The 13940-nt window shown below is 59.3% G+C and carries 13 protein-coding genes and 1 pseudogene; 10 read left to right on the top strand and 4 right to left on the bottom strand.

The genetic code is table 11. The features are described from left to right. The 6 genes from QD461_RS35715 to QD461_RS35690 form a co-directional block, all read left to right on the top strand. A partial coding sequence (locus QD461_RS35715) for a cytochrome P450 (RefSeq protein ID WP_414091551.1) occupies positions 1-479 on the top strand: 479 nt, incomplete at its 5' end. Positions 480-584: 105 nt separating this feature from the next. Next, a complete protein-coding gene (locus tag QD461_RS35710) occupies positions 585-1583 on the top strand; it encodes a polyprenyl synthetase family protein (RefSeq protein WP_004120020.1) in 999 nt (332 codons plus the stop codon). 181 nt (positions 1584-1764) lie between these two features. Next, complete coding sequence (locus QD461_RS35705) at positions 1765-3312, top strand: hypothetical protein (protein WP_004120019.1); 1548 nt, start codon at positions 1765-1767, stop codon at positions 3310-3312. Continuing rightward, positions 3309-4211, top strand: a complete 903-nt coding sequence (locus tag QD461_RS35700; protein WP_004120017.1) for a terpene synthase family protein — start codon at positions 3309-3311, stop codon at positions 4209-4211. The genes QD461_RS35705 and QD461_RS35700 overlap by 4 nt, the downstream gene beginning before the upstream one ends. 113 nt (positions 4212-4324) lie before the next feature. Next, complete coding sequence (locus tag QD461_RS35695; protein WP_120764175.1) at positions 4325-4675, top strand: DUF3768 domain-containing protein; 351 nt, start codon at positions 4325-4327, stop codon at positions 4673-4675. Beyond that, positions 4641-4799, top strand: coding sequence for a DUF3768 domain-containing protein (locus QD461_RS35690; RefSeq protein ID WP_015341978.1), 159 nt, complete (start codon positions 4641-4643; stop codon positions 4797-4799). Before QD461_RS35695 ends, QD461_RS35690 begins: the two co-directional genes overlap by 35 nt. Before the next feature lie 85 nt (positions 4800-4884). Here QD461_RS35690 and QD461_RS35685 read toward each other — a convergent pair whose 3' ends face one another. Then, positions 4885-5391, bottom strand: a complete 507-nt coding sequence (locus tag QD461_RS35685) for a helix-turn-helix domain-containing protein (protein ID WP_004120015.1) — start codon at positions 5389-5391, stop codon at positions 4885-4887. A 415-nt stretch (positions 5392-5806) separates the two neighbouring features. On the opposite strand from QD461_RS35685, the pseudogene QD461_RS35680 reads away from it, so the two are divergent. Both QD461_RS35680 and ligD read left to right on the top strand, forming a co-directional pair. Then, positions 5807-6265 (top strand): annotated as a pseudogene (locus tag QD461_RS35680) (Ku protein); the annotation flags it as partial. After that, complete coding sequence (gene ligD, locus QD461_RS35675; protein ID WP_004120011.1) at positions 6262-7326, top strand: non-homologous end-joining DNA ligase; 1065 nt, start codon at positions 6262-6264, stop codon at positions 7324-7326. The pseudogene QD461_RS35680 and the gene ligD, both read left to right, overlap by 4 nt. A gap of 949 nt (positions 7327-8275) precedes the next feature. Here the strand turns inward: ligD and QD461_RS35670 are convergent. Beyond that, entirely contained in the window at positions 8276-9271 is a 996-nt protein-coding gene (locus QD461_RS35670) for a helix-turn-helix transcriptional regulator (protein ID WP_004120008.1), read from the bottom strand. Positions 9272-10281: 1010 nt separating this feature from the next. After that, positions 10282-11382 (bottom strand): hypothetical protein, encoded by a 1101-nt coding sequence (locus QD461_RS35665; protein ID WP_409527727.1) that lies wholly within the window; start codon positions 11380-11382, stop codon positions 10282-10284. A gap of 790 nt (positions 11383-12172) precedes the next feature. On the opposite strand from QD461_RS35665, the gene QD461_RS35660 reads away from it, so the two are divergent. Further along, positions 12173-12490, top strand: coding sequence for an integration host factor subunit beta (locus QD461_RS35660; protein ID WP_004119995.1), 318 nt, complete (start codon positions 12173-12175; stop codon positions 12488-12490). A 743-nt stretch (positions 12491-13233) separates the two neighbouring features. On the opposite strand, the gene QD461_RS35655 is transcribed toward QD461_RS35660, so the two are convergent. Beyond that, positions 13234-13485 (bottom strand): hypothetical protein, encoded by a 252-nt coding sequence (locus QD461_RS35655; RefSeq protein ID WP_120764172.1) that lies wholly within the window; start codon positions 13483-13485, stop codon positions 13234-13236. 225 nt (positions 13486-13710) lie between these two features. Here QD461_RS35655 and QD461_RS35650 point away from each other — a divergent pair. Further along, positions 13711-13940, top strand: a 230-nt coding sequence (locus tag QD461_RS35650; RefSeq protein WP_141694143.1) for a transposase, incomplete at its 3' end; no start/stop codon positions are given.

Raw genomic sequence — 13940 nt, 5'->3', positions numbered from 1 at the left:
CGCGAAACAGCGCCTCGGCGACCCGGCACGCGGACCTGTCGCAGTGCCCGGTCGCCGAGGCGCTGTTTCGCGAGACGCTGCGCATGCATCCGGCGTCCTCGCTCTTACCGCGTCGCGCGACGCAGGAATTACAACTCGGCCAGCGGCGCATTCCTGCGGGCACCAGTCTGGGCATCCCGCTGCTGCATTTCTCGACCTCACCGCTGCTGCACGAGGCGCCTGATCAGTTCCGCCTGGCGCGGTGGCTACAACGCACGGGGCCGATCCGGCCGGTGGACATGCTGCAGTTCGGCAGCGGCCCACACGTCTGCATCGGCTACCACCTGGTATGGCTGGAACTGGTGCAGTTCGGCATCGCCTTGGCACTGACCATGCACAAGGCCGGGGTGCGGCCGCGGTTGCTGAGCGACGCTGAAAAAGGCCGGCGCTATTACCCGACAGCACAGCCCTCCATGAAAATCCGCATCGGATTCTCATGAGCTGGCGTCGCAAGCTCCGCGTGGCGTGGCAGCGACGCCGGCAACGCTAAGGCGGTTCGCCGCTCGCCGTGGCCCTCTCCTGTCAGGAACAAGGACATTGACAACATGCAGACCGGTTCCACGCTACACGATGACCAAACTGGCATTTCCGCGCTCGGCGGATTGGGCGCGCAGGCGCCCGGCGCATCCGGCAGGCTGCTGCCGGAGATCTGGATGCAGGACGGCGCAAAGCGGGTCGAACAGGCGCTGACGCGTCTTCTCTGCCCCGAGGACGACGGTGAGACCGAGCTGATGGCGGCGATGCGCTACGCTACCTTGCATGGCGGGAAGCGCACCCGCGCCTTGCTCTGTCTGGCTGCCGGCGAACTGGCCGACACCCCGGCGCACATGCTCGACGTCGTCGGCGCCGCCATCGAGATGATGCACGCCTGTACCCTGGTCCACGACGACCTGCCCGCAATGGACGACGACGTGCTTCGCCGCGGCCTTCCGACCGTGCACGTCAAGTTCGGCGAAGCAACTGCGATCCTGGTCGGGGATGCACTGCAGGCGCACGCCTTCCTGACCCTGGCGAGCCTTGATGCCCCGGGCGACAACCGTATCGCGCTCGTGCGCGAACTGGCGCAGGCAGTGTCCGCCGAGGGTGCCGCAGGCGGGCAGGCCATAGATCTGTCGCTGGTTGGAAAGCACGTTGAGCTGGGCAGGATCTTGGCGATGCACCGCATGAAGACCGGAGCGCTAGTGCGCGCGTCCGTTCGCATGGGCGCACTATGCGCCATCGCGGAGGATGCCGCGAACGCTGAGCTGTACTGTGCGCTCGATCGCTACAGCGCCTGTTTCGGCCTGGCGTTGCAGGTGGTCGACGACATTGTCGACGCGACAGCGGATAAAGCGACCCTTGGCAAGACGCCCGGCAAGGACGCGGCGGCGCAGAAGCCGACCTGCGCGTCGATCATGGGGCTAAAGGCAGCGCGCCAGTTCGTCGCGGATCTGTTGCGCGACGCGGAGGATGCCATCGCCCCGCTGGGGCCGCGTGCGGAACGGTTGGCGCAGATCCTGCAGCGGGCCAACGCATATCTGTTCACGCACGCGCCATGCGCATGAGCGCGCCCGCCCGCGTGGAACCGCCCCTGTGCCGCTGCGATCGGTGGCAGCAGCGGTGCATGCTGTGCGGTTTCCGAGTCCGCGTCGCCGATCGCAGCGGTTGCCTAGCACTGCCGCGGCGCGCACGCGGCGACTGCCCGATTCTGGTTTTTGTCAACCGTCTGCAGAAGGAACATCCCGCGTGAACGCGCTGTCCGAACAGATCCTTTCCGAATTGCGCCACCTGCTGAGCGAGATGAGCGATGGCGGCGGCGTCGGTCCGTCCGTCTACGACACGGCGCGAGCTCTGCAGTTCCGCGGCAACGTCGCCGGTTGGCAGGACGCATATGCGTGGCTCATCGCGCAGCAACAGCCTGATGGCGGATGGGGAAGCGCGGACTTCCCGCTGTTCCGCCATGCGCCCACGTGGGCGGCTTTGCTGGCATTGCAGCGTGCCAATCTTCTTCCCGGTGCTGCCGACGCAGTCCAGGCTGCAACCCGGTTCCTCCGGCGCCAGCCCGATCCCTATGCGCATGCGGTGCCGGAAGATGCGCCGATCGGTGCGGAGCTGATCCTGCCGCAGCTTTGCGGCGAGGCCCCATCCTTGCCGGGCGGCGTGGCGTTTCCGCGCTACTCGGCGCTGTTGCCGTTGCGGCAAGAGTGCCTGGTCAAGCTGGGGGCGATGGCAATGTTGCCGAGCGGCCATCCGTTGCTGCACACCTGGGAAGCCTGGGGGACGTCGCCAACCACCGCATGCCCGGATGAGTACGGCAGCATCGGCATCAGCCCGGCGGCCACCGCCGCGTGGCGTGCGCACGCCGTAGTACAGGGGAGTACGCCGCAGGTCGGGCGCGCGGACGCGTATCTGCAAGCGGCATCGCGGGCGACGCGCAGCGGCATCGAAGGTGTCGTTCCCAATGTCTGGCCGATCAATGTGTTTGAGCCATGCTGGTCGTTGTACACCCTGCATCTGGCGGGGCTGTTCGCGCATCCCGCGCTCGCAGACGCGGTGCGCGAAATCGTTGCGCAGCTTGAAGCCCACCTGGGCGTACGCGGTCTTGGGCCGGCCTTGCACTTCGCCGCCGACGCGGACGACACCGCCGTTGTGTTGTGCGTCCTGCGCCTTGCGGGCCGCGACCCGGCAGTCGACGCGTTGCGCCAGTTCGAAACTGGGGGGCTGTTCGTCACCTTCCCCGGCGAGCGCAATGCCTCGGTGTCGACCAACATCCATGCCCTGCATGCGTTGCGACTGTTGGGAAAGCGCGCCGCCGGCACCAGCGCCTACGTCGAGGCCACTCGCAACCCGCACGGACTGTGGGACAACGAAAAATGGCACGTTTCATGGCTGTATCCCACCGCACATGCGCTCGCTGCGCTGGCGCAAGGCAAGCAACAGTGGCGCGACGAGCGCGCGCTGGCGGCGCTGCTGCAGGCGCAGCGCGACGACGGCGGCTGGGGCGCCGGTCGTGCGTCCACATTCGAGGAAACCGCCTATGCGCTGTTTGCGTTACATGTGATGGATGGGAGGGAAGAACCCATAGGGCGCGCGCGCATCGCTCAGGTGGTGGCGCGTGCGCTGGAATGGATGCTCGCCCGCCATGCGGCGCATAGATTGCCGCAGACGCCGCTGTGGATCGGCAAGGAACTGTATTGCCCGACCCGGGTCGTGCGCGTGGCCGAACTCGCCGGATTATGGTTGGCGCTCAGTTGGGGGCGGCGCGCTGCCGAGGAAGCAGGAGCAGCGCCATGATCCAGACCGAAGGCGCGCTGCAGCAGGTGCTGGAGTGGGGTCGTTCCCTGACCGGGTTCGCCGACGAGCATGCCGTCGAAGCGGTCAGGGGCGGCAAGTACATCCTGCAGTGCATCGACCCGAGCCTGCGAGACATTAGCGTTCGCACGGGCCGCGATCCGCAGGACGAAACCCTGATTGTGGCGTTCTATCGCGAACTGGCGCTGCTGTTCTGGCTCGACGATTGTAACGACCTTGGCCTGATCACGCCAGAGCAGCTCGCCGCGGTGGAGCGGGCGCTGGGACAGGATGTGCCGTGCGCGCTCCCTGGATTCGAGGGCTGCGCTACGCTGCGGGGTTCGCTGGCCGCGCTCGCCTACGATTGTCGTGACTATGCTCAGCTTCTCGACGATACCCGGTACTACTGCGCGGCTCTGCGCGCCGGACGCGCGCAGGCGCAAGGGGCGGAACGCTGGTCCTACACCGAATACCTGCACAACGGCGTCGATTCGATCGCCTACGCGAACGTGTTCTGTTGCATGTCATTGCTCTGGGGGCTGGACATGGCGACGTTGCGCGCGCGTCCGGCGTTCCGCCAGGTCCTACGGCTCATTTCCGCGATAGGGCGCCTGCAGAACGATCTGCATGGACGCGAGAAGGACAGGTCGGGCGGCGAGGCCGACAACGCGGCGATCCTGCTGTCGCAGCGCTACCCGGCTATGCCTGTGGTAGAGTTCCTCAACGACGAGTTGGCCGGCCATACGCGCATGCTGCACCGGGTGATGGCGGAAGAATGCTTTCCGGCGCCGTGGGGACCGCTAATCGAGGCAATGGCGGCCCTCCGCGCCCAGTACTATCAGACCTCCACCAGCCGCTACCGCAATGACGCTGCGGGGGAATGCCAGTGTGCGCAGGCCTAAACGCGCGGCAAGCGGCGACATGCGCGCGCTGCCGTCGGTCAATGGCAAACAAGGATGGGCTTATAGCGATCTGGGAGGAGCTTCGGCATAGGCTTTCGGGTTGACCGGCTGCCATGAGTGGCGGCCTTCCTAAGCAAACCTCGTGTTGCCATCCATGCCGGGCCCGCTCCGATCCGTGTTGGGCAGGACAGGCCTCTCCATTCGCATTCGTGCGGAATGTACCATCGGCGCAATCAACCAACGAAAGCAAAAGCTATGACGATCAACCGCACGCCACGAATCCAGAGCCGGAACGACCTTCTCCGCTCGAGCTGGCTACCGGCAAGGTGCTCGTAACGCAAGGTATCCGCAGGCTTCCCGATCCCACCCGGTCCCGCATTGCCGACGCCGTGCAGGACTTTAACAGCTTCACGCCCGACAACGATCCCCATGACAAGTACGATTTTGGGGGCGATGCTGGCTGATGGACACGAGGTGTTCTGGAAAATCAACTACTACGTCAGCGATATGATGCATGGCTCCGAAGATCCGACCGACGCGATGCAAATCGTCCGTGTCCTCGCGATCATGCTGGCCGAGGAATACTAAGCCGGGGTGTCCTGCCGCGGGTAGAGAGATGCGGCAGCGGCGGGCAAAAGAGCTATACAGAGAAAATCTATCTTTGCTCACATTGTCACGCTTCGGCCGTCTGCTCGCCGGCCTGTTCCTGTTCCTCGGCGAGAATACCGACAATCGAAAGAACCCGGTTCCTGATTCGGGGCGACAGACGCAAAATGCCTTCAATCAGTCGGCGACCGTCAGCCGTCGACAGGTATGCGATACGTTCGTCAATCTCCGCGGCTTCTTGGTGGGGAACTCCGCTGCCCGGCTCCGGCAGGCCTTCGAAAAACCGCGCCACTGGCACATGCAGGCAACTTCCTATTTCATAGAGCATCGAAGCACTGACGCGGTTTTTGCCGCTTTCGTATTTTTGCATCTGTTGAAAGCTGACGCCGACGCCCTTGCCCAACTCGTTCTGCGATAAATTGGCTTGAATTCGGAGAATGCGGATCTGTTGTCCGACGTGGCGATCGACGGGATGGATCCTCGCATCCGATGGCGACGGCCTTTGCCGCGTGAAACTAGATTCGAAGTCTGTGATATCACTCATGCCGGCTCCCTTAAGGTCGCAAAAGGGCATGATAGGGGCAACCAGACGTCTCGACTTTCAAATTTGTGATGCGATTACATATTCTTGATGCGAAATTCACGAGTTTGGCGAGTTCTGCCGCAAAGCACGTCACCCGATTGCGCCCAGCTTTGGGAGCGATTCTGTCCGTCCGCTGCGCCGCGAACGGATCGCCATTGCGCGGTTGGCTGGAACACGTCGACCTTCAAACTGACCAACGGTCTGACAAGACGATACCGACTCGCGTCGAAACGCTTTTGTCGTCCCTTTATAGAACAAGTGTCGCGCCGAAAAATGTACACAATAGGGGATCAACGCTCCCGTTTCCCATCATGTTGGGGCCGATTTCGGCTCCGACAATTGCTGCCGCTGGTCGTCATTCAAGTATATCCGCAAAGGGCCAACGGTCGCACATTCACCCTCCCCTGGACCGGCAGCGTTCAAAGTCTTGCCAGACCCCATGGGCGCAGAGAACATGGTCGGCATATCGAGGCTGGTGCCTTCGCGGCGGGAACGCGCCGTCATGCCCGAGCCATGCGGCAAGGGTATCGTGCTCTGGACGCTGCGCTATGGTGATGAGGTGCGGGATGGGGAAAACTATTTTGCCGCAATCGATGATGAAGAGCCAGAAGCGGAACTGATGCCGCTCGTGCAACAGCTCATCAAGAAACAGACTCAGCGCTGGAGCCCGAAGATGGTCGCCGATCCGATGCAGGAGACGCTGCTTGACATTATCAACACAAAGAAGAAGCAATTGAAGAAACCGTCCAAAGCCATGCCGAAGAAGAAGGCTGAAGCTTTGACGGGCAATGTCATCAACATCATGGATGCGTTGCGCAAGTCCATCGAGAACGAACGGGGTTCAGGGAAGCAATCGACGAGATGACGACAAGACGCAAAGCCTCGATGCCGCTGCTCGACGAATCCGGCTCGACCCTTCAGTCACGCCAGGTGCGAAAGCGCGATCCCGCCCAGCCAAGCCTGCCCTTCGATCCGATGCCCGAGCGCATCGAGCCGTGCCTGGCGCTTTTGAAGCCGACACCACCGAAGGGAGCCGACTGGCTGTTCGAGGTGAAATGGGACGGCTACCGTCTGGCGCTCCACATCCATCGGAAGGATGTGAAGGTCATCACTCGCGGAGGCCACGACTGGACGCACCGCTTTCCGGCAATTGTCGATGCGGCGCGTGCACTCGGGGTCAACAGCGCCATTCTCGACGGCGAAGCCGTCGTGCTTGACAATCAAGGCCGCTCCGACTTCGGGGCATTGCAGCGCTCGCTTGGTGGCCGCGGCGGCAAAAAGGCGTCAGACGAAGCGATCCTATATGCGTTCGACCTTCTCTATCTTGACGGCCACGACTTGACTGGCACCGAGCTTTCGGTGCGGCGGCATCTGCTGGAGGATCTCATTTCACCGACGAGCGACGGCGCCGTTCGCCTGTCGCAGGAGATGGCCTTGGACGGCGAGGTCCTGCTGGAGCACGCATGCCGGGCAGGGCTTGAGGGCATTATCGCCAAGCACCGCGACCGGCCATATCGCTCCGGGCGCACCGGCGATTGGCAGAAGATCAAGTGCATCCAAAGCGAGAGCTTCATGGTCGTCGGCTATGAACAGTCGTCCTCGGCACGCGGCGGCATCGGTAGCCTGCTGCTCGCCGCGCGGAAAGGTTATGATTGGGCCTATGTCGGCTCGGTCGGAACCGGCTTCAACACGAAAGATGCCGAATACCTGCGCAAGACCCTCGATAAGCTGAAGACAGCCAGGCCGGTCGTGCCGCTGAAGGGCAAGAATCTCGTCTTTGCTCAGCCGACAATTATTGCCGAAATCGAGTTCCGCGGCTGGACACATGACGGCAGCCTTCGTCACGCCTCCTACAAGGGTCTAAGGGAAATCCAGGACAACGCCGCAGTCTTCGACATTGCCGAGCGGCCTGCGCCAAGCGAATAGAGCGCTCGAGGCTTTGGGGAGTACCGCATTACCTCCGGGGGAATAGTAGCCTGGCTCTCGGATGGATGGGAGGATTACTGCCAGCAGTTGACCGCCGTATGGAGACGCGGCGACCGTAAACAGGGGCTCGTCTTTCCATAACGCGTCTGACAACATTTCCCGCGTGCCAAGGTCGAAAATCGAACGCATATATGTTTCATTGAACGGATCGGACATATCGTAGTGAAGCTGGCAATCAATAGAGGCTACATGAAGCTTGGCTTCAGTCCGACGGGCATAGCCGTATAAGGCCATCAGAGAATCCCGTTCCTGCGCCTTGACCAACATCGAATATGCCCTTGCCATCACAGGCAACGTGCTGTCCGACATATTGGAGAATTCCGGGATCAGAGCGTTATTGACGATAACATTCAGGTTGATACATCGGCAATCAGGCTCCGTAACGAATCTCTTATATGTCAGAATTGACTAAAGCGATCTGAGAGCTGCCGCTCTGAAAGAGCCTCGATATCCTAGATTATTGCCGGCGGCCGGGGACGTCTGAATGTTTCCAGGCAATGACATTTGTGAGAAATTTTGTTTCTAGATCTGGTGATGTGCGCCAGGTGAATAACGGGTTCGGCCCGATGCGATGGCGCCGGGCAACTATGCTACCCGTTACATCTGGCTCACAACTTTCCTAAGCAATGACAAGCTCTCGGCCATCGACGAGCGACGATGGCGCTCTCGGCTTGACAGTGATCGCGTTATGTATGTTCGCCCCGACCATGGGGGGTCGGAAAGCGCTCTTGGAACGAAGGGTACCTGCGTGGGAATTCAGCCCGAGCGAAATAGCAGGTGCAATTGCCCAGAGAGCTCAGTTTCTCTAGCTGGCAGATCCATCGCCCTCGATCTGTCCATTATCAATCCGCGAACACGCGTCGACATGGAACGGGTGTCAACATGCGCTTTATAACGCCGTAGTCCGATTCTTATCATAGCTGCGCCCTAGATCGTATTTCGGCAGGACGCCGAAAGCCGCACGATACTCCTGAGAGAAGCGGCCCATCTGTATAAACCCCCAGCGACGCGCGATTTCACTGACCGTCGCAGATGGCGTGGCAGTTAAAAGATCGCGACGTGCGCCATCAAGGCGGAGCTGCCTCAGATAAGCCATTGGAGTGACGTTCAAAAAACGTCGAAAATTGATCTGAAGTGCCCGCACGCTGACGCCCGCTGCCGCTGCCATGTCCGCAATCGTGATAGGCATTGCGATATGTGCTCTGGCAAACTCCAGCGCTCTTCGAAGCTGGCGAGGCGCAATGGTCTGCACCGGCGATTTCGTCTGCGAAAACGTGTGAGGCAGATTCTGCACCATCAGCAGACAGAACATCTCTTGGAAGCTCGTCAGGGCAAGGGGAGAAACCTCTAGGTTTTGATCGGCGCAGATCTCATCTCGGAAGAAACGCATGAGTTTTAAAAGAGGTGGCGTCGGTCCCGCTGTCAGGTCCTGCAGGGGAGCGAATTCGAAATCGACAGGTGGCAGGCGTTCGAAGGTGCTGATCAGAGCGGCGTTTACTGCGCTCCTTGGGATGCAGAATCCCTCCGCAACAGAGCCTGCGTGAATGTTCACCGCGGAATAGCGGTCGGCCGTCGTCAGCAGTCCCGTGCAGGGCGTGATAGCATGACTTATGCCGCCTGTTGCCAGGTCATAGCAGGTTCCATGCTCGACAAAGAACATGAAGCCATCATTCTCGATCGTGACGGAAAAGGCGCGGTCCGTTGAAGTCGATCCCGTCCAGCCCACCATCTCGCCGGCGCCATGGACACCGAATGAGAAAAGACCGCGGCTATCGCTACTGAGAGGCCGATAGAAATTGTCATGCTTTTCACCGTTAAGCCATTCGGAGACCTCACTGGTTGTGAGCGACGTCGCCTCGAGCTTAAGCGTCAGAATTTCGGTCAACTTGCTCCACCAAATTCACTGTTTTGTCGCGCGCTTGGAGTGACGGCAAACAACTGGCCCCCTGTCAGCTTCTAATGAAAAATTGATTGACCTCAAATAGCCATTTCAGGCTATTTCGCGCATGTCTCTTCCTCGGACGAAGCTATTTGACCTTTGAGCAAGCGGGCCGCTCATGGCGCGAGCAAGACGCGTATCAGTGACGACAAACCAAGAAGCAATTCGCCAGTTTCGCTCGCCATGATCGACAGCCTCGGCGATCAGACCGTCTCGGCAACTTCGTCGCCCATCCACTGCTTGTCCTCGGCGATGATATGACAACCGACCACATATCGCCGGCAGGCCAGATATCCGCCGGCAGCGAAGCGGGCAGGCATTTGATCGTCGAGGGCAATCCTGCAGACGACCCTGAACGTCTATGCCACCCGACGCGGAAGCTGGAAAGCGATGGTCAAAGGACTTTCCCACAACGGAATGGCGGCCAACCTCCTCATCGACGGCCGATCCGCGCGCCACACGATCCATAGCGCTTAAGGCGAGGTAGGCCCGTTATGGGAGGTAGGCCAACGATATCAAAAGGCGGACTGGATACGGTGATCGTTGCAGGAGAACGCTAGGGCGCCGGCTCGTCGCGGGATTGGGCTGCAAAGGGCGCCGGTCTCTTGGGCGCCGGGGCGATCCTGATCGAGGCGAAGCTTTCTTGGCTTCCGGATCCGCAGAGCGCTGATGAGCCCCGCAAGGCCCACGCCGCCGCCTTCGCCCGCACTACCGCGGGGTCTCCGACAATTGGATTGGCCAGACGCTTCATTGTCGCGACAGCGTCGTCCTCATCCACCGTCATGAATGCGTCGGCAACACGCGCCAGTATCCGCCAGGCGACAGCGACGGCTCGTAGCATTCGGGCATCGCCACGACGTGTCGGAGACGATAATCCACTCATTGGCCTCGGCGACCCCTGCAGCCTCCTTAACGGAATCATCGTAGGTTCCGGCGACCCTGATCATCTCCGCTCCTCATCTGGCAATCAAACGCAATCCTTGGTCTGACAACATCGTCGCCAGTCGGTGGATGGAGGTTTGGACGCCGGAAACGGTCTTCGCCATCCGGCCGTCCTGCTGCGATGCTCTGTCGAAACAGAAGCTCAGCAACGTAATCGCCGCCATCAGGAGCACTGTGAGCAGAGCCGACTGGGTTATGGTGGTTGGTTCAAATGGCACGCAATAGAGCAGCATGTTGCCAAAGGCGAAGGTGAAGAGGCTCGTGCGACCGAAGAACGTTAGCGATCTCCACAGCGCGGTCGGCGCAATCGACTGGCGCAGGGTAAGCAGGACAGCGGCGGCCGTAACGGCAAAAGCACCGAGAATGCCGGCGGCGAAGTAAAGCGGATGGCTGTCCAGTCGCATGGCCATGTTCCCAAGGCCTCTCTTCGTTTCGCTATCGAGTATCCACGCGCCCGCGATGAGCGACAGTCCGGTGCCAAGGAGCACAAGCCAAGCGCGCCGAGTCATCCCTGCGGCCACACCCGAAGCCGAGCCCATCAGAATTTTCCCGAGGGCCATTCCGGATATGACAAGCGTCATGCCATGCAGGACGGAGGGGCCACCGAGCTTGGCTCCCCCTATTCCGAACAGGAACATCGCGAGACGGTCCACTTCCGTTGGCAAGCCAAATACTACGGGGCTTGGCAGCCCGCGCAAGACCGGATGAAGAATGTGAATGGCGACGGCCAGGATCAGAAGCGGAACTAGGCCCAGGCGATTGCGCGTCCATAAAAGGGCGGGAGCCACAGTCAGTGCGATTGCGTAAAACTTCAGAATGTCAGTGAATGGGGTCACCCCCAGCATGAAGATCGTCGATAGGGAAAAGAAGAACGAGTATTCCGACTTCGCGAAAAAAAGAACGACGACGGAAAGACTGTATAACAGCCAGCATTGAATGGCCCGCGACCACAGACGAGCGATCGATATACTGCGCTTGTCGGTATCAAATCGTGGTCTGTATACGACTTCAAGCATCGTTCCGAAAAGAACAATGAACGTTGGCGTTGCAAGCGCCATCATTAATTTAAGACCATCAACATAGGCTCCCTTAAAAACGTCTGCCAATTTGGACACCGCCAAGACGTGACTTCCCATAGCCAGGAAAATCGCACATGAACGAGCCACATCGATCCCAACTATCCGATTTATCTTCATATTTACTCTCATGCTCCGGCAATTCGGCGCCTTGATTTTCAGTTTCGACCTCTAATAAGCATCTCCGAAAGATCGGTAAAATTGATTGGTTGGATCGCAATGATCTAAGCAATGGATGGTGGAAGGCGTTTTGAGGGTCTTCGCGGGCAGTTTCACTCCTGTCCTTGGCGTAGCGCGACAAATCACGCCAACAGCCGGCGCGCCATTTTTCAAAACTCTCCTCTGCGAAGCGGTCCTCGCCGCACGAGCATGAAAACACTCCTTGCTATGGCTGCCGTCCCATCATGACGGAATGGAAAAGCACGGGCGATAAACTCCAGTACAACGGCACTCGCAGCCCACATGTTCAGCGCGATGACCGATGGCGCTTCTTCCGCCGCGCACTCGTCACGACAGTCAGGCTAATATGTTCACATCATTTCTGACTGCGTGCATATCGTGGGTCATCTGGAAGCTCTGGCGAGGACGGCTGGGCCTACGTGCAGGCTGATGTCTGCCCACACTCGCTCGATAGCCACAGTAGGGAAAATCCGCCTGCAAGGCTCGCAGCAAGTAAGCATATCTGCCCATGACGGTGCTTCGTCTCTTGCAAAATTCTCACGCAAGAGGGACTTTCGACAAAGTGCCGTGCCGCTTCGCAGTTCCGCCCGGTACCGGCTAGGTTGCCTGTTTTAACGAACGTCAAGTTTTCCGTACATGAGATTGGAACATGATCAAATCCGAACTTATCGAAATTGTCGCTCATCGCAGACCCTTTCTGCATTTGAAGGATGCGGAAAGGATCGTTGATGCGATCCTCGAGGAAATGGCTGAAGCGCTGATGCGTGGCGACAGGGTTGAGCTAAGAGGGTTCGGCGCGTTCAGTGTCCGCCATCGCTTGTCGAAATCAGGCAGAAACCCAAAGACGAACACATCGATATTCGTCGAGGAGAAGTGGGTTCCCTTTTTCAAGGCGGGAAAAGACATACAGTATCGCCTGAACGCCGCGAGCAACCTCGATGCCCGAAGAATTGCTTCAAGAGGTTAGCTGCGATAGCGCTCGCACTCCAACCAATAAAGCCAACATGGGGAAGGTTATGGCAAGGAAAGTCAAATGGTTTGACGCGAACAAGAAGTACGGCTTTATAAAACTGACGATGGTGGCCCGGATATTTTCGTGCATCTCAGTGAAGCTATAAAGGCGAAGCTGCCTCATCTGACTCCAGGCGTACCCATTTCCTATACTCTTGAGATTGAAGACGGCAAAAGGTCGGCAAAAGAGCTCTCGCCAGTGACTATCAGCGCTGATCCAAAGTCCCCCGCCCGAACGATGAAGGAGCCGCCGAACGATTTTACGGACGAATTCGAAAGGGAATGGGGATTACGGCAAGCCTGAAGCTGGCTCGGTTGTTTTCCGGCCTTTAAATTCGGGCGTTGCCTTGTCTTTTCGCTTGGCCTTACAACGAAAGGCCAAGTCGATTTCTCTTGGCCGGTCCCGCTTGCAACCATTATCTGTAGCCCAGACCTTTTTGTTTCGCGCGCGAGGTTCTACGTGGCATATGATTGGAACGGCGCCAGAACACGGCGTATCAAGATATTGAAGTTCGTTGTTTCGCTCTTGATTGGTCTGACGCTCTTGGCCGGCCCTGCTATAATGCTTGTCCGTGCTCATCCCTAGGACAAACACCATGGGCCTCGAATATACCGAGATCTGGCGATGGATATCCACGACTCGCCATTGTCTCGCCAATTGCGGTGGAAAACAAAGCCCGATCGGCCCTGCCCTGTGGATCACTTGGGCATTTCCCTGTGGCGATCCAGCGCCTCAAGCACCGGGATGATTCCTTCAGCTACTTGCGGAGACAGATGCTCAAGTATGATACCGGATCGCACAACTGTTTCGAAGGAACGAGCGTCGACGACGGCGTAGGTATGATCTTCATCTTCAACTAGCGAGTAACTTTGCATGGCATGGATCTCCATAAACCTGTGCCTGACGATCAAGATGCCGGACACCGTACCGAATGATGCACTGGCCGTCACGTCTCCCGAGCGACATTAATCGAACATCGTTATCAAAGAAGACGAATTGGCCGGTCTGCCGAATTTTCGCAATATGGTGAGACCTCAATGCAACGACGCCTGCTCAGACACGCGCAGTTCATTCACGGCTGCATCGGCGATCTCTCAGAGGCTGCCTCAAAAAGAGGTGGGTGATTTCAGCAGGTTATGATTCCTTCGGATTTGCGAGATTCGATGGAGAACACGATGGCCTGGACCAAAATCACCCGCCGGCAATATGCCCGGCGAACGGCACGCTACGCAAGCGATATGACGGATCGGGAATGGGGTCTGGTTCAGCCTTTCCTGCCAATGCCGCGCCGCTTGGGCCGCCCGCGGACCACGGATTTGCGAGAGGTGGTGAATGCCCTGCTTTACATCGCCACAACTGGTTGCCAATGGCGGATGCTGCCGAAGGATTTTCCACCCTGCTCGAC

Source organism: Rhizobium sp. BR 314, from assembly GCF_047445805.1.
In the GTDB taxonomy this organism is placed as follows: domain Bacteria; phylum Pseudomonadota; class Alphaproteobacteria; order Rhizobiales; family Rhizobiaceae; genus Rhizobium; species Rhizobium lusitanum_B.
This window is presented reverse-complemented; position numbering and strand designations above follow the sequence as displayed.